Annotated in this window: 25 protein-coding genes; 15 read left to right on the forward strand and 10 right to left on the reverse strand. The window is 30.0% G+C overall.

The annotated features are described in order from the left end of the window. Positions 1–10: 10 nt before the first annotated feature. Genes AC5SL0_RS06010 through AC5SL0_RS06020 form a run of 3 tightly spaced genes read left to right on the forward strand, consistent with a single transcriptional unit; the run spans position 11 to position 3,571 of the window. The gene (locus AC5SL0_RS06010; RefSeq protein ID WP_494573970.1) at positions 11–1,456 is read left to right on the forward strand and encodes a TrkH family potassium uptake protein; all 1,446 of its coding nucleotides are present in this window, start codon (positions 11–13) and stop codon (positions 1,454–1,456) included. Between the two features lie 2 nt (positions 1,457–1,458). Next, on the forward strand, positions 1,459–2,835 hold the full coding sequence (locus AC5SL0_RS06015) for an AmpG family muropeptide MFS transporter (protein ID WP_271564183.1): 1,377 nt from the start codon (positions 1,459–1,461) through the stop codon (positions 2,833–2,835). Then, positions 2,825–3,571 carry a C40 family peptidase gene (locus AC5SL0_RS06020; RefSeq protein ID WP_494587270.1) on the forward strand — a complete coding sequence of 249 codons (747 nt, stop codon included), beginning with the start codon at positions 2,825–2,827 and terminating at the stop codon, positions 3,569–3,571. The genes AC5SL0_RS06015 and AC5SL0_RS06020 overlap by 11 nt, the downstream gene beginning before the upstream one ends. On the opposite strand, the gene AC5SL0_RS06025 is transcribed toward AC5SL0_RS06020, so the two are convergent. Together AC5SL0_RS06025 and hisC are read right to left on the reverse strand one after the other, a co-directional pair. After that, entirely contained in the window at positions 3,568–4,464 is an 897-nt protein-coding gene (locus tag AC5SL0_RS06025; RefSeq protein WP_271741752.1) for a prephenate dehydrogenase/arogenate dehydrogenase family protein, read from the reverse strand. The genes AC5SL0_RS06020 and AC5SL0_RS06025 overlap by 4 nt on opposite strands. Positions 4,465–4,466: 2 nt before the next feature. Then, the gene (hisC, locus tag AC5SL0_RS06030; protein WP_494618126.1) at positions 4,467–5,549 is read right to left on the reverse strand and encodes a histidinol-phosphate transaminase; all 1,083 of its coding nucleotides are present in this window, start codon (positions 5,547–5,549) and stop codon (positions 4,467–4,469) included. Positions 5,550–5,740: 191 nt separating this feature from the next. Between hisC and metX the strand changes: the two genes are divergently transcribed. From metX to AC5SL0_RS06090, 12 genes are all read left to right on the forward strand, one after another. After that, on the forward strand, positions 5,741–6,859 hold the full coding sequence (gene metX, locus AC5SL0_RS06035; protein WP_018413605.1) for a homoserine O-acetyltransferase MetX: 1,119 nt from the start codon (positions 5,741–5,743) through the stop codon (positions 6,857–6,859). A 2-nt stretch (positions 6,860–6,861) separates the two neighbouring features. Continuing rightward, positions 6,862–7,458, forward strand: coding sequence for a methionine biosynthesis protein MetW (gene metW / locus AC5SL0_RS06040; protein WP_018413606.1), 597 nt, complete (start codon positions 6,862–6,864; stop codon positions 7,456–7,458). Next, the gene (gene gloB, locus AC5SL0_RS06045; RefSeq protein WP_018413607.1) at positions 7,459–8,178 is read left to right on the forward strand and encodes a hydroxyacylglutathione hydrolase; all 720 of its coding nucleotides are present in this window, start codon (positions 7,459–7,461) and stop codon (positions 8,176–8,178) included. A gap of 65 nt (positions 8,179–8,243) precedes the next feature. Next, a complete protein-coding gene (rplU, locus tag AC5SL0_RS06050; RefSeq protein ID WP_006997690.1) occupies positions 8,244–8,648 on the forward strand; it encodes a 50S ribosomal protein L21 in 405 nt (134 codons plus the stop codon). A gap of 12 nt (positions 8,649–8,660) precedes the next feature. Then, complete coding sequence (gene rpmA, locus AC5SL0_RS06055) at positions 8,661–8,915, forward strand: 50S ribosomal protein L27 (RefSeq protein ID WP_006997689.1); 255 nt, start codon at positions 8,661–8,663, stop codon at positions 8,913–8,915. A gap of 30 nt (positions 8,916–8,945) precedes the next feature. Continuing rightward, on the forward strand, positions 8,946–9,929 hold the full coding sequence (cgtA, locus tag AC5SL0_RS06060) for an Obg family GTPase CgtA (RefSeq protein ID WP_027306898.1): 984 nt from the start codon (positions 8,946–8,948) through the stop codon (positions 9,927–9,929). After that, positions 9,919–11,025: a glutamate 5-kinase gene (gene proB / locus AC5SL0_RS06065; protein WP_271626392.1), complete on the forward strand. Its 1,107-nt coding sequence runs from the start codon at positions 9,919–9,921 to the stop codon at positions 11,023–11,025. The genes cgtA and proB overlap by 11 nt, the downstream gene beginning before the upstream one ends. Position 11,026: 1 nt before the next feature. Further along, the gene (locus AC5SL0_RS06070) at positions 11,027–12,277 is read left to right on the forward strand and encodes a glutamate-5-semialdehyde dehydrogenase (RefSeq protein WP_494618127.1); all 1,251 of its coding nucleotides are present in this window, start codon (positions 11,027–11,029) and stop codon (positions 12,275–12,277) included. Beyond that, positions 12,258–12,800: a nicotinate (nicotinamide) nucleotide adenylyltransferase gene (nadD, locus tag AC5SL0_RS06075; RefSeq protein ID WP_494573976.1), complete on the forward strand. Its 543-nt coding sequence runs from the start codon at positions 12,258–12,260 to the stop codon at positions 12,798–12,800. Before AC5SL0_RS06070 ends, nadD begins: the two co-directional genes overlap by 20 nt. Before the next feature lie 17 nt (positions 12,801–12,817). Further along, positions 12,818–13,168 (forward strand): ribosome silencing factor, encoded by a 351-nt coding sequence (rsfS, locus tag AC5SL0_RS06080; protein WP_006997684.1) that lies wholly within the window; start codon positions 12,818–12,820, stop codon positions 13,166–13,168. Then, positions 13,165–14,304 (forward strand): S41 family peptidase, encoded by a 1,140-nt coding sequence (locus AC5SL0_RS06085; RefSeq protein WP_271579987.1) that lies wholly within the window; start codon positions 13,165–13,167, stop codon positions 14,302–14,304. The genes rsfS and AC5SL0_RS06085 overlap by 4 nt, the downstream gene beginning before the upstream one ends. Further along, complete coding sequence (locus AC5SL0_RS06090) at positions 14,305–14,781, forward strand: RNA pyrophosphohydrolase (protein WP_020168880.1); 477 nt, start codon at positions 14,305–14,307, stop codon at positions 14,779–14,781. Here the strand turns inward: AC5SL0_RS06090 and atpC are convergent. The 8 genes from atpC to odhB form a co-directional block, all read right to left on the reverse strand. Beyond that, the gene (gene atpC / locus AC5SL0_RS06095) at positions 14,774–15,166 is read right to left on the reverse strand and encodes an ATP synthase F1 subunit epsilon (protein ID WP_018413613.1); all 393 of its coding nucleotides are present in this window, start codon (positions 15,164–15,166) and stop codon (positions 14,774–14,776) included. The genes AC5SL0_RS06090 and atpC overlap by 8 nt on opposite strands. Next, the gene (gene atpD, locus AC5SL0_RS06100) at positions 15,166–16,584 is read right to left on the reverse strand and encodes a F0F1 ATP synthase subunit beta (protein ID WP_006997680.1); all 1,419 of its coding nucleotides are present in this window, start codon (positions 16,582–16,584) and stop codon (positions 15,166–15,168) included. The genes atpC and atpD overlap by 1 nt, the downstream gene beginning before the upstream one ends. Before the next feature lie 2 nt (positions 16,585–16,586). Further along, positions 16,587–17,462: a F0F1 ATP synthase subunit gamma gene (locus tag AC5SL0_RS06105; RefSeq protein ID WP_271579986.1), complete on the reverse strand. Its 876-nt coding sequence runs from the start codon at positions 17,460–17,462 to the stop codon at positions 16,587–16,589. Between the two features lie 3 nt (positions 17,463–17,465). Then, positions 17,466–19,001, reverse strand: a complete 1,536-nt coding sequence (gene atpA, locus AC5SL0_RS06110) for a F0F1 ATP synthase subunit alpha (RefSeq protein ID WP_494618129.1) — start codon at positions 18,999–19,001, stop codon at positions 17,466–17,468. Beyond that, entirely contained in the window at positions 19,002–19,559 is a 558-nt protein-coding gene (atpH, locus tag AC5SL0_RS06115) for an ATP synthase F1 subunit delta (RefSeq protein ID WP_011281556.1), read from the reverse strand. 110 nt (positions 19,560–19,669) lie between these two features. Continuing rightward, positions 19,670–21,625 carry a replication restart helicase PriA gene (gene priA, locus AC5SL0_RS06120; RefSeq protein ID WP_494618130.1) on the reverse strand — a complete coding sequence of 652 codons (1,956 nt, stop codon included), beginning with the start codon at positions 21,623–21,625 and terminating at the stop codon, positions 19,670–19,672. Between the two features lie 22 nt (positions 21,626–21,647). After that, complete coding sequence (gene lpdA, locus AC5SL0_RS06125; protein ID WP_494618131.1) at positions 21,648–23,048, reverse strand: dihydrolipoyl dehydrogenase; 1,401 nt, start codon at positions 23,046–23,048, stop codon at positions 21,648–21,650. Next, positions 23,049–24,326, reverse strand: a complete 1,278-nt coding sequence (gene odhB, locus AC5SL0_RS06130) for a 2-oxoglutarate dehydrogenase complex dihydrolipoyllysine-residue succinyltransferase (RefSeq protein WP_011281559.1) — start codon at positions 24,324–24,326, stop codon at positions 23,049–23,051. Between the last annotated feature and the right edge of the window lies 1 nt (position 24,327).

The following is a 24,327-nucleotide window of genomic DNA, read 5'->3' on the forward strand; positions in this document are numbered from 1 at the left end:
TTCTTTCAAAATGTCTAATTATAAAACTGTTTTTTTTACCTTGGGTGTTTTGCAAATTATTCTTGGAATTTCCATGATGATTCCAATTATAGCTCAGTTTATATATTCAGAAATTGACTCCTCTTTTATTGGAGGCTCTATAATTTCTATAATATTTGGTGTTTTATTTTTTTTAACAAATTTAAATCATGATAAAAAATTAAATCTACAACAAGCGTTCTTATTAACTGCTCTTTCTTGGTTAAGTATTGCAATATTTGGTTCTTTACCTTTTATTTTTTCTACTCTTGAACTTTCAATTACTGACTCTTTCTTTGAAAGTATGTCTGGAATCACCACGACAGGGTCGACAATTATCTCCAACTTAGAGAGTGCTCCAAGATCGATACTTTTGTGGCGAGCAATGCTTCAATGGTTAGGTGGAATTGGTATTATTGTAATGGCAATAACCTTAATGCCAATAATGAATGTTGGTGGAATGCAATTGTTTAAAATTTCAAGTAATGATTCTTCTGAAAAACTATTACCAAAATCAAAAGAAATTTCACTTAGACTAATTTACGTTTATTTAGGTCTAACCGTGCTTTGTGCTTCTACATATAAAATTTTTGGTATGAATATTTTTGATAGCTTAACTCATTCAATGACCACGATAGCAACTGGTGGCTTTTCAAATTATAACGAATCTATTGGATATTTTAATAGTCTACCTATCGAAATATCATCCATGGTTTTCATCATATTAGGGAGTTTACCTTTTATTACTTATATAAAATTTTTAAATGGAGACAGAAAAATTCTTATCTCTGATGTTCAAATAAAATCGTTTTTAAAAATTATTATTTTTTCAATTATTATACTTTTTATTTATTTACTTTTTCACAACAAAGATTTTTCTCAAATAAATATTAGGACTATTTGTTTTAATGTTATCTCTATATTAAGTGGAACGGGATATGTTACTGGAGAATTTGATGGATGGGGTAATTTTCCACTCATTTTCTTTCTAACTTTAATGTTCATTGGTGGTTGTGCTGGTTCTACCACATGTGGAATTAAAATTTTTAGAATTCAAATTTTATACCTTTTTATTATTAATCAATTAAAAAAGATTATTTATCCAAAAGGCATATTCATAATAAAATATGATAAAAATAATGTTGATGATAAATTTATGGCTTCCATCATTTCTTTTATCTTTCTTTATTTGGTTATATTTTTTTTAATAACTGCATTTTTATCCTTAAGTGGTCTAGATTTTGTTACTTCAATTTCTGGTGCCGCAACTTCTATCTCAAATGTTGGTCCAGGATTGGGCTCTACAATTGGCCCTAATGGCAATTTTTCAAGCTTACCAGAAATATCTAAATGGATTTTAAGTCTCGGAATGATATTGGGTAGGTTGGAATTATTTGCTATACTTGTATTGTTTCTTCCATCATTTTGGAGAAATTAACTATGATTGAAATTAAAAAACAATCCTTATCAGAAACTTTTGCTGTCTACTTTGATAAGAGAATGCTTAGAATATTATTATTAGGTGCAATTTCTGGTTTTCCCTGGGTTTTAATTGGGAGCAGTTTAAGTCTATGGCTCAAAGAAGAGGGCTTAAGCAGATCAACAATTGGTTGGGCAGGACTAATATTTGCTGTTTATGCTTTTAATTATTTATGGGCCCCCCTTATTGATAGATTTCAAATACCCTACCTAACAAAAAAACTTGGTCATAGAAGAGGCTGGATAGTTTTAATGCAAATTGCAATTTTAGCTTGTCTTGTTACTTGGAGTTTCATTAATCCTACCGAAAACCTTGCGCTACTAATTACAGTTGGTTTAATTATTGCTATAGCATCAGCCACACAAGATATTACAGTTGATGCTTTAAGAATTGAACAAATAGGCGAACACGAAAGTAAATCAATGGCCGCTGGCGCTGCTATGGCTGTTGTTGGCTGGTGGAGTGGATACAAATTAGGTGGTGTAATAGCTTTATTTACAGCAGAATATTTAGAGAATATGGGTGTTACAAATTACTGGCAAATTACATTTTTAATTTTAGGAGTTGTAGTAATTTTAATGAATATAGGTTTGATGTTTGTCCATGAGCCTCTTTATACTGACAGACAAAAAAAACAAAAAGAAACTGATAAACTTATAGAAAGTAAACTTGGATCAAAAAATATTATAACTAATTTTATAACATGGATAAGCAGCACATTAGGTGGCCCTATAATAAGCTTTTTTAGGAAAAATGGTTTTACAATTGCTGTTGGAATTTTAAGTTTTATTTTTTTATTTAAGATTGGTGAGGCCTTTCTTGGACGTATGTCGATAGTTTTTTATAAAGAAATAGGCTTCTCTAAAGGTGATATTGCAATTTATTCTAAAACTTTAGGTTGGATTACTACAGTTATGTTTACATTGCTGGGTGGACTTTTTGTAATTAGATCTGGTGTTTTAAAAGCAATGTTTGTTGCAGGAATATTAATGGCTGCAACTAACTTATTATTCACAGTCTTAGCGTGGAGTGATAAATCTGAGTTGTTATTCGCAGTAGCTGTCATATTTGATGATATAGCAGCAGCATTTGCAACAGTTGCATTTGTAGCATTTATTTCATTACTAGTAGACCGAACATATACTGCAACCCAATACGCGTTACTTGCATCAATTGGAACTGCAGGCAGAACTACACTTGCATCATCATCTGGAGCATTAGTAGATTGGCTTAATGGAGATTGGGGAGTATTTTTTATTATTACAGCCATCATGGTGATACCTTCTTTGATTTGTTTGTGGCTTATAAAAGATAAATTAAAACTTCATGAAAGATAGTTATTTTTATAAAAAACCATTATCAAATATCCATAAAAAGCCCAATGCATTTTCTGAGGTTACCTCTCAAATTTTGTATGGAGAAAAATTTAAAATTATATCTAAGAACAAAAGTTGGATAAAAATAAAGGCTTTATTCGATAATTATACTGGATACATAAAAAATAAAGATTACACAAAAGATCACCAACCAACCCATAAAATATTTACTCTAAAAGCAAATATTTATAATAAACAAAAAAATAAAACAAAAAATTTTTTACCCTTTGCATCAAGAATTTCAATGATTCATGAAAATAAAAAATTCATAGAGTTTGAAAAAAATAAATGGATTAAAAAAGTTAATATAAAAAAAATTAATCATATTGAAAAAGATTATTTAAAAGTATTAAAAATGTTTTTAAAAATTAAATATCTATGGGGTGGTAAAACTTATAGAGGTATAGACTGCTCTGCTATTTTACAATTATTTTTTTACTATAATAATAAATTTTATCCACGAGACACAAAAGACCAAATAAAATATTCAGCAAAAAAAAATAGAAGTAAAGTTTTTAAAAAAGGTGATATTATTTTTTGGAAAGGTCATGTTGCTGTTTGTATTAACGCTCAAAAGTTAATTCATGCATATGGTCCTGAAAAGAAAGTTTTGATTATGAATATAAAAGAGACAATAAATAGAATTGAAAGAACAGCAAAATTAACAGTAAAAAAAATATCCCCTATAAAATACTAATTTCTTCCAAAATCTGGCTTATTAATATCTTGTTTTAACTTAATTATTTTTTTCCTAACCTTCTTAGTATTAACTAATTTTTTAATAATAGATTTATTATTTTTAAATTGAATATCTCTTTTAAATGAACGTAAATTTTTAATAAACAGATCAATAACTTTTGAAATATTTTTTTGATTATTAAAAAAAATATCTCTCCACATAATTTCATTAGATGCAGCAATTCTTGAAAAATCTCTCAAACCACCAGCACTAAATTTTATTAATTCATACTTTTGTTGTTTTTCAAAGTCTGTAGCTGTTTTAACCAAATTATATGCAATTAAATGAGGCAAATGACTAGTCATAGAAAAAACTGTATCATGTTTTTTTGAGTCCATAATTGCAACTTTTGAACCAATTTTTTTCCAAAACTTGGTAAGTATCAGAAGATGTTTTTTGTTAGTATTTTTTTCTTTTATTAATATGCACCATTTATTAAAGAATAAATTTTTTACTCCATTTTCTGGGCCACTAACTTCTGAGCCTGCAATAGGGTGACTGGATGTCCAAAAAATTCCTTTTTTTAATTTTCTTTTAACTAAGTCCATAGACTTTTCTTTAGATGATCCAACATCTGTAATAATAGTTTTGGGTAATAAATATCTGTTTATCTTTAAAATTATTTTTTCATATTCTCCTAGAGGAGTACAAAATATTATCAAATCTAAGTTTGGGATAATTTGCTTTAAATCATTTGTAATTTCACATGGTAATTTTAATTTTTTGATTTTTAAAATATTTGATTTTGATTTTTCATAGACAAATATTTTTTTAGCTATTTTTTTTTCAGAAATTGCTCTTAATAATGAAGAACCAATTAAACCACAGCCTATAATTAAAATATTTTTCATAATCAATTAAAGATAGCCTTAATTGTTGTTATGAATCTCATATTCTCTTTTGTTGATCCAATTGTTAGTCTTAATTTGTTTTTAATATTATACCCATCCTCTGTAGATCTTAATATAATTCCTTTTGACTGCAGTTTGTTAAAAATATAATTAGCTGAAAATTTACATCTATCAAAATTTAATAGTAAAAAATTAGCGGTTACTTCATTTGAGAAAATTTTTAGTTTTTGTAAAACATTTCTAACTTTATTTGCTTCTCTAATATTGTGTTTCACAGAATTATTAACAAATTTTCTATCTTTTAAAGCTTCTATTGCTGCCATCTGTGCAACTTGATTTACATTAAATGGCGGTCTAATTAAGTTCATTGCAGATATAATTTTTTTTGGCCCATGACCCCAGCCAACTCTTAAGGAGGCCAGTCCATATATTTTTGAAAAAGTTCTTATCACAACAACATTATCTTTATTTTTAAATAAATCTAAACCAGATTTATAATCTTTATTTTTCATATATTCAAAATACGCATCATCTAAAACTAGTAAAATGTTTTTATTTAATTTCTTTCTTAAGTCTATTAATTCTGCTCTAGTTAAGTATGTTCCTGTTGGGTTATTTGGATTAGCAATAAATACTAGCTTGGTTTTTCTTGTTACTTTCTTAATAATTTCATTTATCGAAACTTTAAAATTTTTTTCCTTAGAATAAACAACTTTTGCCCCCACTATTTGTGCATATATCCTGTACATTAAAAAGCTATATTGAGGAACAATCACTTCATCAGAGGGTTTTAAGTATAACTGACAAATCATTTGAATAATTTCATCTGACCCTGCACCACAAATTATTCTCTCAAAATCACACTTAAATTTCTTTGAAATTTCTTTTCTTAATTTTTTTGCTTTACCATCTGGATACTTCGATATTAACAATTCTTTATTCTGTAAAATTTTCTTTACTCTCGGGCTTACACCAAGAGCTGACTCATTTGCTGATAATTTTATAATATTTCGTATTTTTGCTATATCTGACTTACCTGGTTTATAAGCCTCTATTTTGAATTTTTTAAATTTTGGAACTGTCATTATATTAATTTAATTTACCTTATAAATAAAATATTATCCTTTCATATAGAATAAGTCATTTTTTAAAAAAATTGACATAAGAAATGCTATCTAGTACAAAAAATATGCGCTGATTTAACTGAATTGCGAGCGCTTAAAAAAAACCGCTAAATAAGTTTTTTTGTCTCACAATTCAAATTTGGCTAATACTTATGAATATAAATGTGAACATAAAAAATATTATAATTGATAAACCATTAAAATTAGATTGTGGCCAAACTATCAATAATTATTCTCTTGCTTATGAGACTTATGGCTCTCTTAATGAGAATAAAGATAATGCTATTCTTATTTTTCATGCCTTGACTGGTGATCAATTTGTATCTGGAATAAATCCAATTACTAAAAAAGAAGGTTGGTGGTCTTATGCTGTTGGGTCTGGTAAAGCTATTGATACTGATAAATACTTTGTAATTTGTGCAAATGTTATTGGTGGGTGCATGGGTTCATTTGGTCCTAGTGATATCAACCCTGATACCAATAAAAAATATGGCACTACTTTTCCTGTTATTACTATTAATGACATGGTTAACGCGCAATTTAATCTCTTAAATTTTTTTAATATTGAAAAATTATTTGCTGTTATGGGTGGATCAATGGGTGGTATGCAGACACTTCAATTCGTTAATAACTTCCCTGATAAAGCAAAAGTTGCTATTCCAATAGCCTGTACAGCTAGTCATTCGGCACAGAACATTGCTTTTAATGAACTTGGTAGACAATCAATTATGGCTGATGCTAATTGGGAGAACGGTGATTATTCCAATCAAAATAAAAATCCTGATAAAGGATTATCTGTTGCAAGAATGGCTGCACATATAACTTATTTGTCTAAAAATGGTCTTCAGGAAAAATTTGGAAGGAAGTTACAAGAAAGAGATGATCTGAAATTTGGTTTTGATGCTGACTTTCAAATTGAAAGCTACTTAAGATATCAAGGATCTGTATTTGTTGATAGATTTGATGCCAATAGCTACCTATACATAACAAGAGCAATGGACTATTTTGATCTAGTAAAAGAACATCATGGTAATTTATCTAAAGCATTTGAAAAAACTAAAACTAAGTTTCTTATTATATCTTTTACTTCTGATTGGCTTTATCCAACCTCTGAAAATAAAGAAATTGTTATAGCCTTAAATGCTATAGGTGCTGAGGTCGGATTTGTTGAAATTGAATCTGACAAAGGGCACGATTCATTCCTTTTAAAAGTTCCTAAATTTTTAAATACTCTAGGTGACTATATTAAAACAGCTTATTCTAAAAACTAAACATGAAACAAGAATTTAAAATAATCTCCGATTTAATTGAAAAAAATACTAGAGTTTTAGATGTGGGGTGTGGAGATGGCATATTAATGGAATATCTTAAGTATAATAAAGAAATAGACATAAGAGGAATAGAAATCTCAAAAGATAATGTTCAAAAATGTTTATCAAAAGGACTAACTGTTATCGAAGGTGATGCAGAAAAAGATCTTTTACAATTTCCTGACAGTTCCTTTGATTTCGTTATTTTAAGTCAAACATTACAAGCATTTTTAAATCCTGAAATAGTTATCAAAGAACTATTAAGAGTTGGCAAAAAAGCTATTGTTACAATACCTAATTTTGGTTTTTGGAAGGTTAGACTTCATCTATTAATTAAAGGAACAATGCCAATTACAAAAAATTTACCTGATGAGTGGTACAATACTCCCAACCTTCATATGTGTACTATAAAAGATTTTTATAATTTTTGTGAAAATAGAAAAATTAAATTAGATAAATCATTAGCTCTACATAACGAAAAGATATCTTCTATTAATAGACTTAATCTAAATACTAAAAATTTGTCTGCAGAATTGGGTATTTTTTTAATTGAAAGTTAAATGGAAATTCAAATAATACGTTGTCTACAGGATAATTATTCTTATCTAATTATTGATAAAGCTAAAAATATTGCATGTGTGATTGACCCTAGTGAAGCAAAACCTGTTATCAAATATTTGGAAGATAAAAATATACATTTAAAATATATATTAAATACACATCATCATTATGATCATGTTGGGGGAAATAAAGAATTAAAAGAAAAATATGGAGCTAGTGTTATTGGATACAAAGGAGACAAAGATAGAATTCCAGAAATAGATATACTTGTTGGTGATCAGGACATTTGGCACGAAGAAAATTTCCAGGCTAAAATATTTCATATACCTGGTCATACCCTTGGCCATATATGTTTTTATTTTTATAATGAAGAGTCTGTTTTTACTGGAGACACCCTCTTTTCACTTGGTTGTGGTAAAATTTTTGAAGGAACATACTCACAGATGTATAATTCATTAATGAAAATAAAAGCTCTACCAGAAAAAACTAAGATCTATTGTGGACATGAGTATACCAAACAAAACTCTAAATTTTGTATTGCTCATGACCAAGACAATGAAAGCCTTAAAGTTAAGATTAAACTTATAGATGAAAAATTAGAAAAAAACCTACCTACTATTCCATCTACGATTAAAGAAGAATTAGAGTGCAATATTTTTCTTAGATCGGGTACAGAGGAAAACTTTTCAAAATTGAGAGATTTAAAGGACAATTTTTAGCTTATTCGCGCTTGACTATAATTTGGTCAAGACTATATTGCTGATTATAAAAAACAGATTAAACAATGTCATACGCAATAATACAAACAGGTGGAAAACAGTACAAAGTTAAAGCTGGTGAAATCCTTAAAATTGAAAGATTAGAGGATTCTAAACCTGAGACTAAAATCGAATTTAAAGAAATCCTCGCTTATGGAGATGATAAAACTATTGAAGTTGGTTCTCCAGTAGTTGAAGGTGCAAAAGTTGAAGCCGACCTAGTAGAAAACGGTAAAAATAGAACTATTTTAATATTTAAAAAAAGAAGAAGACAGAATTCAAGAAGAAAAAATGGTCATAGACAACAGTACTCATTAATTAGAATTAGCAAAATTTTTTCAAAAGATGGTAAAGTTTTATCAGAAGCTGAGAAAATGGTAAAACCAACTAAAAAAGTTGAAAAAGTTGAGACTGAAGTAGCAAGCAAATAAATTAGGTAAATTATGGCAACAAAAAAAGCAGGTGGATCATCGAGAAACGGACGAGATAGTGCCGGTCGTAGACTTGGCGTTAAAAAGTATGGTGGTGAAGTAGTAATTCCTGGAAACATAATTGTAAGACAAAGAGGCACAAAAATTTTTCCTGGTGAAAACGTGGGGATGGGTAAAGATCATTCAATTTTTTCTGTTGTTGAAGGAAAAGTTGTTTTCAAAAAGGGTAAATCAGATAGAACATTCGTTTCAGTAAAGCCCAATTAGTAGTACAACTAAAAAACTAAGAGTTGTATTATGAAGTTTCTAGATCAAGTTAAAATTTATGTAAAAGCAGGCAATGGAGGACATGGATCTCCTAGCTTCCGTAGAGAAAAATTTATTGAATACGGCGGACCTGATGGAGGCGATGGAGGTAAAGGTGGCACCATATATCTTAGGTCAGAAAGAAATTTAAATACTCTTATCGACTATAGATTTCAACAACATCATAAAGCAGGAAGAGGAGTTAATGGTTCTGGACAAAATCGTACAGGTCACAGTGGAGAAGATTTAATTTTAAAAGTTCCAATAGGTACGCAAGTTTTTGAAGAAGATAATAAAACCTTAATTTATGATTTTAAAAAAGAAGGTGAAGAATTTATTGTAGCTAATGGTGGCAAAGGTGGTCTAGGAAATACTCGATTTAAAAGTTCCACTAATAGAGCTCCCAAAAAATTTACTAAAGGTGCGCCTGGTGAAGAGTATGTAATCTGGCTTCAGTTAAAAACTATTGCTGATGTTGGTATTGTTGGACTACCTAATGCAGGTAAATCAAGCTTATTAGCTTCCATTACAAATGCGATGCCTAAAATTGCTAACTATAAATTTACAACATTAAATCCAAATCTTGGTGTTGCAAGTTATGATGATAAAGAAATAACTCTAGCTGATATTCCTGGATTGGTTGAAGGTGCGCACGAGGGTGTAGGTCTTGGTATTCAATTTTTAAAACACATAGAAAGATGCAAAACTTTAATGCATTTAATAGATATTACTGATGAGGACCTTGAAAATACGTATAAACAAGTTCGAAATGAATTGGGGAGTTACAGTAAAGATTTACTAGAAAAAAAAGAAATAATTGTATTAAATAAGACAGACTTATTAGAAGAAGAAGAAGTGAAAGAAATTTTAAAAAATTTTTCTAAAAATAAAGATTCTGAGGTAGTTACACTCTCAACATTAGAAAAAGACTCAATATCTAAAATTAAAGCTAAATTGCTCTCCTATGTATCTTAAAGATTCTAAAATAATTGTAATTAAGATTGGTTCATCCTTATTAATAGATGACAAAAAAAAAGTAAGAAGAAAATGGCTCACTGAATTTGCTAAAGATATTCAGGAATTAATAAAACAGAATAAAAAAGTTATTATTGTAAGCTCCGGAGCAATAGCAATGGGTTGCAAAAAACTAAATATTAGCAAAAAAAACCTTAAGATTGATAAAAGTCAGGCTGTTGCTTCTATTGGGCAAATTGAACTAATGAATTTATTTTCAGAAACATTTGTTAAATTAAAAATTAATATTTCCCAAATTCTTCTCACTCTAGAAGATACTGAACAAAGAAGAAGAGCCCTTAACGCAAAAAGAACTTTTGACAATTTATTTAAACTAGGCTTTGTACCAATAGTAAATGAAAATGATACTATCGCTACTTCAGAGATTAAGTATGGTGATAATGACAGATTAGCATCTCGTGTTGCACAAATATCAGGTGCAGACTCCCTTATATTGCTTTCTGATGTAGATGGTCTTTATACACATAATCCAAAAATATATAAAAATGCAAAATTAATAAAAGAAATAAGAAATATAGATAAAGATATAGAAAAAATAGCGACCAAAAGTATTAGTGAGCATGGAACGGGTGGCATGAAAACTAAAATAGATGCTGCTAAGATCTGTCAATTATCAGGATGCCAAATGGTAATAGCAAATGGCTTAATAAACCGACCTATTAAAAAAATAACTGAAGAGAATAATTGTACATGGTTTTTACCTAAGGTTTCAAAATTAGATGCTAGAAAAAAATGGATTATCAGCTCTGTTTCACCTAAAGGTGTGCTGATTATTGATGATGGTGCGAAACAAGCACTTTCAAATGGTAAAAGTTTATTAGCAGCAGGAATAAAAAAAGTATCTGGGCGATTTAGTAAAGGAGATCATATTAAAGTTTTAGATAAAAATAATTATGAATGTGCAAGAGGACTTAGCTCTTTTTCATCTAACGAAATAGAAAAAATAATGGGTCACCACTCAAAAGAAATAGAAAAATTACTAGGATATATTTCCAAATCAGAAGTAATTCATAAAGATGATATAGTAGAGGTATAGAATGAGCAGATATATGAGATTAATAGGTCAAAATGCAAGAAAGGCATCACTTGATAAAGTTAATTCAAAAACTAAAAATAAAGTTTTAAAAAAATATGCTTTCTTATTAGGCAAAGAAAAAAAATCTATATTTAAAGCTAATCAAAAAGATATTCTATTTGCTCTAAATAAGGGCCTAAAAAGTAATCTGATAGAAAGATTAACTATTGATGAAAAAAAGTTAATAGGCATAAAAAATTCTATAAATAAAATTGCTAAATTGAAAGATCCTGTTGATGCTACTTTAGAAAAATGGAGCAGACCAAATGGTTTAACAATTAGCAGAGTGTCTATACCTATTGGTGTTATAGGTGTTGTTTATGAAAGCAGACCCAACGTTACAGCCGATGTTGCAAGTTTATGCTTTAAATCTGGAAATCCTGTAATTTTAAAGGGTGGCTCTGAAGCTATAAATACTAATAAAATTTTAGCAAAACTATTTCGAAAGTCGCTTAAGGAAACTAGAGTGAATGAAAACTTTATTCAATTTATAGACTCTAAAGACAGAAAAATGGTCGACTTTATGCTTTCAAAAATGAAAGATTATATTGATGTAATAATACCTCGTGGTGGAAAAAATTTAGTAAAAAGAGTTCAACAATTTTCTAACGTCCCTATTATCGGTCACTTGGAAGGTCTTTGTCATACTTTTATTGATAAGAATGCCAATCTAAAGATGGCTACAAACGTTACCTATAATGCAAAGCTAAGAAACACTAGTATTTGTGGCGCTACTGAAACAATTTTGATGCATGAAAAAATTGTTAAGAAATTCTGTAACCCAATTTTAAAAAAGTTAGAAGAAAATAACTGCAAAATTTATGGAGATCGTTTTTTGAAAAAATATTACAAGGGAAAGATTTATCCAGCAAAAGAAAAGGATTGGTCTACTGAATATTTATCATCAACAGTGTCTGTAAAAACAGTTAAAGATTGTGACGACGCTATTAGCCATATTAATAAATATGGGACTATGCATACTGACTCTATCATTACTAAAAATAAAAAAACTGCAAATAAATTCTTAAAAAATGTTAAAAGTTCAATAGCAATGCATAACACATCTACTCAATTTGCTGATGGTGGTGAATTCGGTTTTGGTGGTGAGGTTGGCATTTCGACAAATACTTTGCCTCCAAGAGGACCTGTTGGATTAGGGCAGCTCGTTTCATACAAATACGAAATTATTAGTAATGGTAAAACTAGAAAATAACTTAAAACAAAAAAAAACAAAAATTGGAATCTTGGGGGGAACTTTTGATCCTGCTCACAAAGGTCATTTAGAAATTTCTAAACAGGCTAAAAAAATATTAGAATTAAAAAATATTATATGGGCAATTACCAAACAAAACCCATTTAAAAACACAAGTAAAACAAATTTAAAAAATAGAATAAAATTTGCAAAAAAAATTATTGGTAAAAATGATTTTATTAAAGTAAAATTTTATGAGGAAAAAGTTCTCTCCAATAAAACAATTGACCTCATCAATTACTTAAATAAAGATAAAAAATTTGAGATCTATTTTATTATGGGTGCTGACAATCTAATCAATTTTCATAAATGGTATAAATGGAAATCCATTATAAAAAAATGCAATCTACTTGTGTTTGATCGACAGGGATATAAAGCTAAATCGCTAAAGTCTGTGACCTATAACGGTGTAAATAAAAATAGATTATCTTTTATTAATTTTAAAAAGGTTAATATTTCATCTTCTCAATTAAGAAAAATTTGATAAGGTTAAATAAATTAATGGAAAAAAACATAGACCTTAAAGATTTAATCCTAAAAACCCTAGATTCTAATAAAGCCCTAGATATTATTTCAATAGATCTTAAAAATAAAAGTTCAATGGCTGACTATATGATTATAGCAAGCGGAACTTCTTCTAGACATATTCAGGCTTTATCTGAAATGGTGCTAGAAAAATTAAAGACCAATGGAATAAAAAATTCTAAGATTGAAGGAAAAGAAAGTGGTGATTGGAAATTAGTTGATGGTATAGATTTGATTGTTCATATATTTCATCCTGATAAAAGAAAATTTTATGAATTAGAAAAAATATGGTCAGAAATCATTCCTAAAGAAAAAGTGATGATATGATTTTGACTAAAAGATTTTTTCTTTTTTTTATAATACTATTATTTACTTTTCAAAAAAGTTTTTCTGAAAACACCGACTTATATAAAAAAATTGATTTGTTTGGTGAGGTTCTTGAGAAAATTAGCAAAGAATACGTTGATGAAGTTGATCAATCAAAAAGTATGGACTCAGCCATAAATGGTTTATTGCAATCTCTTGATCCCTATTCCGCATATATGACACCTGAAAGTTTTGAGGGTATGCAAACTGAAACTAGTGGAGAGTTTGGTGGGCTTGGTATTGAAGTTGGCATGGAAGCAGGTGTTGTAAAGGTAATATCACCAATAGATAATACTCCAGCATCAAAAGCAGGATTAAAAGCTGGTGATTATATTGTAAAAATTAATAATACCCAGGTCCAAGGCAAAACATTAATGCAAGCAGTAGACCTAATGAGGGGACCTGTTGGATCGAGTATTGAAATAACAGTTAGAAGAAGAGGTGTAAAAAAAGCATTAATTTTTAATATAACGAGAGAAGTTATTCAGGTTCAGTCTGTAAAATCTGAACTTATAGATAATAACATTGGCTATATAAGATTAACTTCCTTTAACGAAAATAGCAGTGAACAAATTAAAGAAAAAATTAATAAATTAAATAAAAACAAAGATCTAAAGGGTTATATCTTAGATTTAAGAAACAACCCAGGTGGCTTGCTTTCTCAGGCAATTAAAATTTCAGACTTTTTTTTAGAAAATGGTGAGATTGTATCAACAAGAAGTCGACAAGCTTCAGAGAATAGAAAATGGTTTGCTAAAAAAGGTGATCTAACAAATGGTAAAACACTAATTATACTTATTAACTATGGATCAGCTTCAGCATCGGAAATAGTAGCTGGTGCATTAAAAGATCATAAAAGAGCTATTATACTTGGAGAAAATAGTTATGGAAAAGGTTCTGTGCAATCAATAATCCCTTTGAAAAATAGAGGTGCTATTAGATTAACAATTGCAAAATATTATCTCCCTTCAGGAAAATCTATTTCTGAAGTAGGTGTAACACCTGATATAGAAGTTGCAGAAGGTTCGGATGATTTTAAATTTAACTCTGAAACTGATAATCAATTGAATTTTGCAATAAAACTATTCAACGGATAAATGCCAGATAGTAAAGTGAATTTACCTCTTAGAAGTGGGGTTGGAATTGTTGTCCTGAACAAAGATAATAAAGTTTTTGTTGCAAAAAGGATTGATAATCAAAAAAATTTTTGGCAGATGCCCCAAGGTGGTGTTGATAAGGGTGAGGACTATTTAACTGCTGCTTACAGAGAGCTAGAAGAAGAAACTAGTATAAAAAATGTTGAACTAATCAAAGAATGTGATGGATTAATCTCTTATGAATTACCAAAAAACTTACTAGGTATAATTTGGAAAGGTAAATATAGAGGTCAGGAACAAAAGTGGTTTATAATGAGATTTTTAGGACAAGATAATGAGATTGATATTAAAACTAAACACCCTGAATTTTGTGAATGGAAATGGATTGATCTAGAAAATATAACTGACCTAGTTGTAGACTTTAAGCTACATGTGTACAAAGATGTTAAAGAAAAAGTAAAAGAAATTCTTAATTAAGAGTTTTTAGCACATCAATTTTTTGATCAACTAAGTATTTATTTTGATCTGTAATGTCACTATTTTTTGAATTTTCTTCTGCTTGAGCAAGTAGTTCACTAATTTTATCTTTATCAATATCTTTAATATTAAAAATAGAACTTGTTAGAACTGATAAATTATTATTCTTAAATTCAACAATTCCATCCTCAACATAGTAATTATCCTCACCTGATTTAGAAAAGATTTTAATAATCCCTGGCTTTAGAAATGAAATAATTGAGATATGGTCCTTTAAAATCCCCATTTCTCCCTCAAAAGCAGGTACAACAACTTCTGTTACATCTTCTTTTGAAAGAAAAGATTTTTCTGGATTTACAATTTCTATTTTGAACTCTTCACTCATTATGCAGCAGCATCTTTCGCCATTTTTTCTGCTTTTTCTACAGCTTCTTCAATTGTGCCCACCATATAAAATGCAGCTTCTGGTAAATGATCATACTCACCATTACATATTGCAGCAAAACCTTTAATTGTAGATTCTAAATCTACTAATTTTCCTGGAGAACCAGTAAAGACTTCAGCAACAAAGAAAGGTTGTGATAAAAATCTTTGTATTTTACGCGCTCTAGCTACTGTTAATTTATCTTCTTCAGATAATTCATCCATTCCTAAAATTGCAATAATATCTTGCAGAGATTTGTAAGTTTGAAGAATTTTTTGCACTTCTCTTGCAACTCTGTAATGCTCATCACCAACTATTCTAGGATCTAAAATTCTAGAAGTAGAATCTAGAGGATCAACTGCTGGATAAATTCCAATTTCAGCTATCTGTCTCGATAATACAGTTGTTGCATCTAAGTGAGCAAAAGATGTAGCAGGTGCCGGGTCAGTTAAATCATCTGCTGGTACATAAATCGCTTGTACAGATGTAATAGAACCCTTGTTAGTAGTCGTAATTCTTTCTTGAAGATTACCCATGTCAGTTGCAAGTGTAGGCTGATATCCCACTGCTGAAGGAATTCTTCCTAATAGTGCAGAAACTTCTGAACCTGCTTGAGTAAATCTAAAGATATTATCAACAAAGAATAATACGTCTTGTCCTTCTTGATCTCTAAAATATTCAGCCACAGTTAAACCTGTTAAGGCAACTCTTGCTCTAGCTCCTGGAGGTTCATTCATTTGACCATACACTAGTGCAGCTTTTGATCCTGGACCTTCTGGCTTAATAACGCCTGAATCTATCATTTCGTGATAAAGGTCATTTCCTTCTCTAGTTCTTTCTCCAACACCAGCAAACACAGAAAATCCACCATGAGCTTTTGCTACGTTGTTAATTAATTCCATAATAAGTACTGTCTTACCAACACCCGCACCTCCAAATAAACCAATTTTTCCTCCTTTGGCGTATGGTGCTAATAGATCAACTACTTTAATTCCTGTAACTAGAATTTCTGTCTCTGTTGACTGATCACTAAATTCAGGTGCGGCTCTATGAATTGGCCATTTTTCTTTTGTTTTAACTTCACCCTTTTCATCGATGGGTTCACCTATTACATTTATAATTCTTCCTAAAGTTTCCGGACCAACTGGAACTTGTATAGGAGCACCTGTTGCGGTTACTTCGTCTCCTCTTTTTAATCCTTCAGTAGCATCCATTGCAATTGTTCTAACACTTGACTCACCAAGGTGCTGAGCAACTTCTAAAACTAATCTGTTGTCTCCATTTTTACATTCTAATGCTGATAAAATTTCTGGTAATTCTCCATCAAATTTTACGTCTACTACTGCTCCAATGATCTGTGTGATTTTTCCTTTGCTCATAATTATAAACTTTCCGCTCCTGATATGATTTCAATTAGTTCTTTTGTAATAGCTGCTTGACGACTTCTATTATACTCAATAGTTAGCTTGTCAACCATTTCACCTGCGTTACGGGTTGCATTGTCCATTGCACTCATTCTTGAGCCCTGTTCGCTAGCTGAATTTTCTAACATCGCTTTAAAAATCTGAGTAGATATGTTTTTAGGCAATAAGTTGCTTAAAATTTCATCTTCGTCTGGTTCAAATTCATAATTATCCTCAGAAGAATTTTCTTCTGCTTCAGATGTTTTTAAAGGAATTATTTGTTGTTCTTGAGGTATCTGAGTGATTACATTTTTAAATTTATTATAAAAAATTGTACACACATCAAATTCTTCTTTTTCAAAGTTTTCAATTATCATTTTTCCAACTTTTTCAGCATCTAGATAGTTGATAGTTTTTGAATCTTTAAAAGATATTCTCTCTACGATATCATCCTTATAAACTCTTTTTAATTGATCATACCCTTTAGATCCAACAGTTATAATTTTTAAAGTTTTTCCCTCATCAGATATTTTTTGAAAATATGTTTTTGCTTTTTTAATAATATTTGTATTAAAACCACCACATAGACCACGATCAGATGTTAACACAATACATAAATGCACTTTATCTTCTCCTGTTCCTGAAAGAAGCTTAGGAGCATTTTCCTTATCAGAAATGCCACTAGATAAATTAAGAATAATGTTATTCATTTTTTCAGAATAAGGTCTTCCCTTTTCAGCATTTTCCTGGGCTCTTCTAAGTTTAGCGGCCGCAACCATTTTCATGGCTTTGGTAATTTTTTGTGTAGACTTTACACTCGCTATTCTTTTTTTTAAGTCGTCTAGTGTTGCCATATTTTAAGAATTAAAGTTCTTCTTAAGTTCCATGATAGTATCAACTAATGATTTTTCAGTATCTTCTTCAAGCTTACCTGAACTTAAAACAGATTCTAAAATTTCTGGTTTTTCAGATTTACATTTTTCAATAATCTTAGATTCGAACTCAGCAATATCTTTAAGTTCCACATCATCCAAATAACCTTTAACTCCACAGAAAACTGCAATTACTTGTTCAGCAACTGTCATAGGGGAATATTGTTTTTGTTTTAAAAGTTCAGTTAGTTTTGAACCTCTATTTAAAAGTTTTTGTGTAGATGCATCTAAATCAGATCCAAATTGTGCAAAGGCAGCCATCTCTCTATATTGAGCAAGCTCTAGCTTCATTGAACCAGAAACTTTTTTCATTGCTTTTGTTTGTGCTGCAGATCCAACTCTAGAAACTGATAGACCTACGTTAATCGCTGGTCTAATTCCTTGGTTAAATAATTCTGTTTCAAGAAATATTTGACCATCCGTAATTGAAATAACGTTAGTTGGAATAAAAGCAGATACGTCTCCACCTTGCGTTTCAATTATAGGAAGAGCGGTTAACGAACCTCCACCATGCTCATCACTAAGCTTGGCTGCTCTCTCAAGTAATCTGCTGTGTAAATAAAATACATCTCCCGGATAAGCTTCTCTTCCTGGCGGTCTTCTTAATAAAAGTGACATTTGTCTATAAGCTACAGCCTGTTTAGATAAATCGTCATAAATGATTAATGCATGCATACCATTATCTCTATAGTATTCACCCATAGTACAGCCTGTATATGGTGCTAAAAACTGAAGCGGCGCTGCGTCTGAAGCAGTAGCAGCAACAATTGTTGTATATTCCATTGCACCAGCTTCTTCTAAAGTTTTTTGAATTTGTCTAACGGTAGATCTTTTTTGACCTATAGCAACATAGATACAATAAAGTTTTTGCTTCTCATCACCAGACTCATTTATTTTTTTCTGGTTAATGATCGCATCGATAGCAACTGCAGTTTTTCCAGTTTGTCTATCCCCAATAATTAATTCACGCTGTCCTCTTCCAACTGGAACTAGACTGTCAATTGATTTTAAGCCTGTTTGCATTGGTTCACTAACAGATTGTCTTGGAATAATTCCAGGAGCTTTTACTTCAACTCTACTTCTTTTAGTTGCTTTATCTAAAGCACCTTTGCCATCAATTGGATTTCCTAATCCATCAACAACTCTTCCTAATAATTCTTTTCCAACAGGTGTATCTACAATACTTCCTGTTCTTTTAACAACGTCACCTTCTTTAATTTTTCTATCGTCTCCGAAAATTACAACTCCAACATTTTCACTTTCTAAGTTTAGAGCCATTCCTTTTGATCCATCAGAAAATTCTACCATCTCTCCAGCTTGAACATTGTCTAATCCGTACACTCTAGCAATACCATCTCCTACTGACAAAACTTGACCAACCTCAGTCACTTCTGCTTTATCGCCAAATTTTTTAATTTGCTCTTTTAATATCTTTGTTACTTCTGATGGGTTTATATCCATTTATGCCTCTATCATCCTATTTTCGATTTGTTGTAATTTATTTTTAATGGAAGTGTCCACCATTGTGCTTCCGACTTGCACAATCAAACCCCCAATTAAACTTGCATCGTGTTTGTAGTTTAATTTTATTTTTGAACTAAAGTTTTTAGTCAATTCTTCTTTTATATTGTTAATTTCATTTTCAGTAAGATCTTTTGCAGAAGTTAATTCTGCTTTTAATTCACCTCTTTTGACTGAACATGTCTCAACAAAGCTTTTTAGAATTTTATCCACATAAAAGAATCTTCTTTTAGATATTAGAAAGCTTAAAAATTTAGTTAATAATTCATTCAATTTATATTGTTCTGAAATTTTACTTAGAGCATTTAATTGGTCTTCTTTGTTATTCGTTGGATCCTTGATTAAAGATTTAAAATCTTCACTTGAAGTAATTAAATTGATAATTGAAGCAGAATGAACCTCGATCTCATTTAAATTATTAGCTTCTACAGCTAATTCATAAAGTGCCAGGGAATATCTACCTGCTGATGTTTCAGAAAAACCTTTATTTTTGCTCAATTTATTGTTCCTTATAAATATTAGAAGATTTATTAAAATTTCGTTTTAATTAACATATGACTCCTAGCTCTTCAAGTCACACATTGTCTAAAAGTCTTGTTTTTTCTTTGTTAATTGAAGTTTATTGGGTCAACATCAACCGTTAGTTTCATTCCAGCTGGAAATTTGAATTTTTCAATGACTTTTGAAAGGGAATTTTGAACCTTGAGAGATTTTCGACCCCTGATCAAAAGTCTTACTCTAAACCTTCTTTTTAATCTAAATATAGGTGCATTTACAGGACCAAGCACTCTACCATCAACAGCACTTTCTATAAAACTTTTAAATTTATAAGCCTCTTTTTCAAGTTCTCTTTCATTATTACCGGTAATTATTAAGGCAATAAATCTTTGAAACGGTGGAAGGTTATTTTCCCTTCTAATTTCAAGTTCTTTATCTAAAAAAATATCAGGATCTTTATTGGTAATGTCTGTTATCATTTTGGTATCTAAATTATAAGTTTGAAAATAAACAGTTGCTGGCTTTCCTGTTCTTCCTGCTCTACCTGAAAGTTGATGATATAATTGTAAATTCTTTTCAGCACCTCTTAGGTCGTGACCTTGTGATGATAAATCGATATCAACAACAACAATACAATTTAAACTTGGAAAGTGAAATCCTTTAGAAATTAATTGAGTTCCAATTAAAATTTGAATTTTATTATCTATAATTTTTTCTAAAACATCTGCTGAACTTTTTTTATTCATTGTATCGCTAGAAAATATAGTTGTTTCCTTGGTGGGAAAAATTTTTTTTACTTCTTCTGATATCCTTTCAACTCCAGGCCCACTAAAAATAAAATCACATTTTCCTTCTTTTGAGCAGTCCCTATTTAGTAAAGTTTTGTATCCACAGTAGTGACATAATAAATTTTGTTTGTTTTTGTGATAAACTAAATTTATTGAACAATTTGGACATGAATAACTAGTAAAACATTTTTTACATAAAACATGGGGTGAAAATCCTCTTCTATTTAAAAAAAATAATACTTGATCTTTTTTTTCAAGATGAAATTTTACTTTCTCGATTGTTTCTTTAGCTATCCAAGATTGAGATTCGAGTTTGGAATTATTTAGATTAATTATTTCATATTTTGGTAAAGATGCATTTAAATATCTTTGATCAAGTTTTGATAAACTATATTTGCCTTTTTTAATATTGTCATAAGTTTCAATAGAGGGTACGGCTGTTATTAAATTGATTGGAATATTTTCAAAGGATGCTCTAGAAATTGCCATATCTCTTGCGTTATAAGTTACTCTCTCATCTTGCTTATAAGATTGATCATGTTCTTCATCAACAATGATTAATCCTAGTTTTTTAAAAGGTAAAAATAATGAAGATCGAGCACCAATTACAACTTTAATTTTATCATTTGCTATTCCACTCCAAATAATTTCTTTATTTTTTTTTGTAATACCTGAGTGCCACACAGCAGGCTTGAAACCAAAAAATTCTATAAATTTATTTTGAAATTGTCCTGTTAATCCGATTTCTGGTAATAGAATTAATCCTTGAAAACCCTTATTAATTATCTCTTTTAAAGCTTCAAAATAGACCATTGTTTTACCTGAGCCTGTAGTACCTTGTAAAACATGAACTCTAAATTTTTGATTTAATACATTCATTTTTTTTAATGAATTTTTTTGCTCTTTAGAAAGTTTTATTTCATTTTCTTTGATATCAATTTTGAATGGCTCATAAGCTTCAATTGGTAACTTTTCTATGGCGCCACTACTTAATAATAACAATTTTAATGCCATACCTTTAGGGGTCATATTGTATTCAGAAAACCAATTTAAGAATTTAATTGTATTTTTCTTTAAGGGTGGAACATCTAATTTTCTTAAAACTTTTTTAATAGCAAAATTTTTGTTTGTTTTTTTTTCAAAATCATCCCATACAACTCCAGTCACCTCTGACTTTCCAAAAGGCACTGCCACGTAGTCTCCAACTTTTAAATTTAAATCTGAATTATAGGTAAATGGATGATTAAAAATATTTGGTATAAGAATCGGTACTTTCATATTTTTATAATATGAAAATACTTTAAGAGTGTATTGCTCTTTTATCTACTGATAAAGCTGCTTCTTTTACAGCTTCTGAGAATGTTGGATGCGCATGACACGTTCTTGCAATATCCTCAGCGCTAGCACCAAACTCCATTGCTACTCCAATTTCTCCAATTAATTCACCTGCATGAGGTCCAATAATATGTGCTCCTAAAACTCTATCTGTTTTTTCATCAGCTAAGATTTTCACAAAACCTTCTGCTTCATCAATTGCTTTAGCTCTTGAATTTGCCATAAATGAAAATTTACCAATTTTATATTTAGTATTTGCTTCTTTTAATTGTTCTTCTGTTTTCCCAATTGAAGCAACCTCTGGTGTTGTATAAACAACTCCAGGAATAATATCATAATTAACATGTCCTGATTGTCCTGCAATATTTTCTGCAACTGCAATACCTTCGTCCTCAGCTTTGTGAGCAAGCATCGGTCCATCAATTACATCTCCAATAGCATATACATTCTCAACATTTGTTTGAAATGTTTTGTCAGTTTTAATTCTTTTCTTTTCATCTAATTCAACACCAATTGCTTCTAAATTTAAGTTAGTTGTATTAGGTTTTCTACCAACAGATATAAGAACTACATCACAATCAAAATCTGCTTTTTTTCCATCTTTATCTGATGTTGAAACTATAACACCATTAGCATTTTTTTTAATTCCTTCTACTTTTGTCTGCATATGAAAATTAATTCCTTGTTTCTTTAATATTTTCATAAACTCTGTAGATATTTCTCTATCCATACCAGGAGTAATATGCTCTAAAAATTCAACCACATGAACCTCAGCACCTAATCTAGACCAAACAGATCCCATCTCCAACCCTATATAACCACCACCAACTACAACCATTTTTTTTGGCACAGTTTCTAAAGTTAATGCTCCTGTTGAAGATACAATTATTTTTTCATCAAATTCAATACCTGGTAATGCAACTGGAACTGACCCGGTGCTAATAACTGTTTTATCTGTTTCAATTATAGTTTCTTTTTTTTGATCATCTAATATTGAAATTTTATTTGCAGATTTAAAGCTTCCTGTACCCTTAAAGTAAGTGACTTTATTTTTCTTAAATAAAAATTCTACACCTTTAGTCAAAATTGTTACTGCTTTATCCTTATTTTGCATCATTTTTTGAAGATTAAGTTTTACCTCACCCACTTCTATGCCAAGTTTAGAAAAATTTTGTGCCTTATGATAATTTTCAGAAATATTTAATAAATTTTTAGAAGGTATGCACCCTACATTTAAACAGGTTCCACCTAATGAACCTCTTGATTCTATACATGCAGTTTTAAGTCCTAATTGTGCTAATCTTATCGCACACACATAGCCTCCTGGACCACCACCTATTACTACTGCTTGAAATTTATCTGACATTTAAATATTTAAAAATAACCTTCTTGGATCCTCTAAATTTTCTTTAACCATTTTTAAGAATGATACTGACTCTTTTCCATCTATAATTCTGTGATCATAAGATAAGGCAAGATACATAATAGGTCTAATTTTAATCTCACCATCAACTACCATTGGTCTTTCGACTATATTATGCATACCTAATACACCAGATTGAGGTAAGTTTAATATTGGAGTAGATAACATTGAACCATACACTCCACCATTACTAATTGTAAAAGTTCCACCCTGAAGGTCTTCTATGGTTATTTTTCCATCTCTCGCTTTTTCAGAAATAGTTTTGATATTTTTTTCAATATCAGCAAATGACAATTGATCTGCATCCCTTAATACTGGTACTACTAATCCTTTTTCAGTTCCTACTGCAAAACTCATATTATAATAATTTTTATAAATAATTTCATCTCCATCAATTTCAGCATTAACTGATGGATACATTTTTAGTGCAGCAACACATGCTTTTACAAAAAATGACATGAACCCTAATTTAATTCCGTACCTGCTTTGGAAGTCTTCCTGGTTCTCTTTTCTCATTTCCATTATGCCAGTCATATCAACTTCATTGAAAGTTGTTAATAATGCTGCATTTTCTTGTGCTTGTTTTAATCTTTTTGCAATTGTTTGTCTAAGCCTAGACATTTTAATTCTCTCTTCTTGACCATATTTAATTTTTCTTTCTGATGGTTGAGGGTTCTCTCCCATCATACTAATTAGGTCACCTTTAAGAACTCTACCCTCTTTACCAGAGCCACTAACTTTTTTTAAATCAATTTTATTTTCAACTACAATTTTTCTTACTGCTGGTGAAAGTATTTCATTATTATTATTTGAAGAATTAGTTTTCTCCTCTTTAACCTCATTGGTTAATACCAATGGCTCTTCCTCTTCAGGTTCTTTAAGAACTTTAGGAGCTTCTTTTTTAATTTCTAAATTAACTACATTATTTTCTGTTTTCTTAGGTTCAATTTTTGTAATTATTTTTTTTTCAGATGGTTGAGCTCCATTTTGACTTATCATACCAAGAAGAGCACCTACTTCGACTGTTTCTCCATCTTTAGAATTTATTTCAGACAAAACCCCATCAATTGGAGATGGTACTTCTAAATTAACTTTATCTGTCTCTAATTCTACAATTGCCTCATCAGCTACCACTGTATCGCCTTCTTTCTTAAGCCACTTAGCAACTGTCGCTTCAGTAATGCTTTCTCCAAGAACTGGTACTAAAATTTTTTCACTCATT

The organism is Candidatus Pelagibacter sp. PS_16, from assembly GCF_059417965.1.

What these genes read in the sequence shown, in the direction of transcription:
- AC5SL0_RS06105 (WP_271579986.1), bottom strand. Translation starts at nt 17,462, where the DNA reads ATGGCAACACTAGACGACTTAAAAAAAAGAATAGCGAGTGTAAAGTCT.
- metW (WP_018413606.1), top strand. Translation starts at nt 6,862, where the DNA reads ATGAAACAAGAATTTAAAATAATCTCCGATTTAATTGAAAAAAATACT.
- AC5SL0_RS06070 (WP_494618127.1), top strand. Translation starts at nt 11,027, where the DNA reads ATGAGCAGATATATGAGATTAATAGGTCAAAATGCAAGAAAGGCATCA.
- AC5SL0_RS06085 (WP_271579987.1), top strand. Translation starts at nt 13,165, where the DNA reads ATGATTTTGACTAAAAGATTTTTTCTTTTTTTTATAATACTATTATTT.
- AC5SL0_RS06025 (WP_271741752.1), bottom strand. Translation starts at nt 4,464, where the DNA reads ATGAAAAATATTTTAATTATAGGCTGTGGTTTAATTGGTTCTTCATTA.
- proB (WP_271626392.1), top strand. Translation starts at nt 9,919, where the DNA reads ATGTATCTTAAAGATTCTAAAATAATTGTAATTAAGATTGGTTCATCC.
- cgtA (WP_027306898.1), top strand. Translation starts at nt 8,946, where the DNA reads ATGAAGTTTCTAGATCAAGTTAAAATTTATGTAAAAGCAGGCAATGGA.
- metX (WP_018413605.1), top strand. Translation starts at nt 5,741, where the DNA reads ATGAATATAAATGTGAACATAAAAAATATTATAATTGATAAACCATTA.
- AC5SL0_RS06090 (WP_020168880.1), top strand. Translation starts at nt 14,305, where the DNA reads ATGCCAGATAGTAAAGTGAATTTACCTCTTAGAAGTGGGGTTGGAATT.
- atpD (WP_006997680.1), bottom strand. Translation starts at nt 16,584, where the DNA reads ATGAGCAAAGGAAAAATCACACAGATCATTGGAGCAGTAGTAGACGTA.
- AC5SL0_RS06020 (WP_494587270.1), top strand. Translation starts at nt 2,825, where the DNA reads ATGAAAGATAGTTATTTTTATAAAAAACCATTATCAAATATCCATAAA.
- rplU (WP_006997690.1), top strand. Translation starts at nt 8,244, where the DNA reads ATGTCATACGCAATAATACAAACAGGTGGAAAACAGTACAAAGTTAAA.
- nadD (WP_494573976.1), top strand. Translation starts at nt 12,258, where the DNA reads ATGGTAAAACTAGAAAATAACTTAAAACAAAAAAAAACAAAAATTGGA.
- AC5SL0_RS06015 (WP_271564183.1), top strand. Translation starts at nt 1,459, where the DNA reads ATGATTGAAATTAAAAAACAATCCTTATCAGAAACTTTTGCTGTCTAC.
- atpC (WP_018413613.1), bottom strand. Translation starts at nt 15,166, where the DNA reads ATGAGTGAAGAGTTCAAAATAGAAATTGTAAATCCAGAAAAATCTTTT.
- AC5SL0_RS06010 (WP_494573970.1), top strand. Translation starts at nt 11, where the DNA reads ATGTCTAATTATAAAACTGTTTTTTTTACCTTGGGTGTTTTGCAAATT.
- rsfS (WP_006997684.1), top strand. Translation starts at nt 12,818, where the DNA reads ATGGAAAAAAACATAGACCTTAAAGATTTAATCCTAAAAACCCTAGAT.
- odhB (WP_011281559.1), bottom strand. Translation starts at nt 24,326, where the DNA reads ATGAGTGAAAAAATTTTAGTACCAGTTCTTGGAGAAAGCATTACTGAA.
- gloB (WP_018413607.1), top strand. Translation starts at nt 7,459, where the DNA reads ATGGAAATTCAAATAATACGTTGTCTACAGGATAATTATTCTTATCTA.
- rpmA (WP_006997689.1), top strand. Translation starts at nt 8,661, where the DNA reads ATGGCAACAAAAAAAGCAGGTGGATCATCGAGAAACGGACGAGATAGT.
- atpA (WP_494618129.1), bottom strand. Translation starts at nt 19,001, where the DNA reads ATGGATATAAACCCATCAGAAGTAACAAAGATATTAAAAGAGCAAATT.
- lpdA (WP_494618131.1), bottom strand. Translation starts at nt 23,048, where the DNA reads ATGTCAGATAAATTTCAAGCAGTAGTAATAGGTGGTGGTCCAGGAGGC.
- hisC (WP_494618126.1), bottom strand. Translation starts at nt 5,549, where the DNA reads ATGACAGTTCCAAAATTTAAAAAATTCAAAATAGAGGCTTATAAACCA.
- priA (WP_494618130.1), bottom strand. Translation starts at nt 21,625, where the DNA reads ATGAAAGTACCGATTCTTATACCAAATATTTTTAATCATCCATTTACC.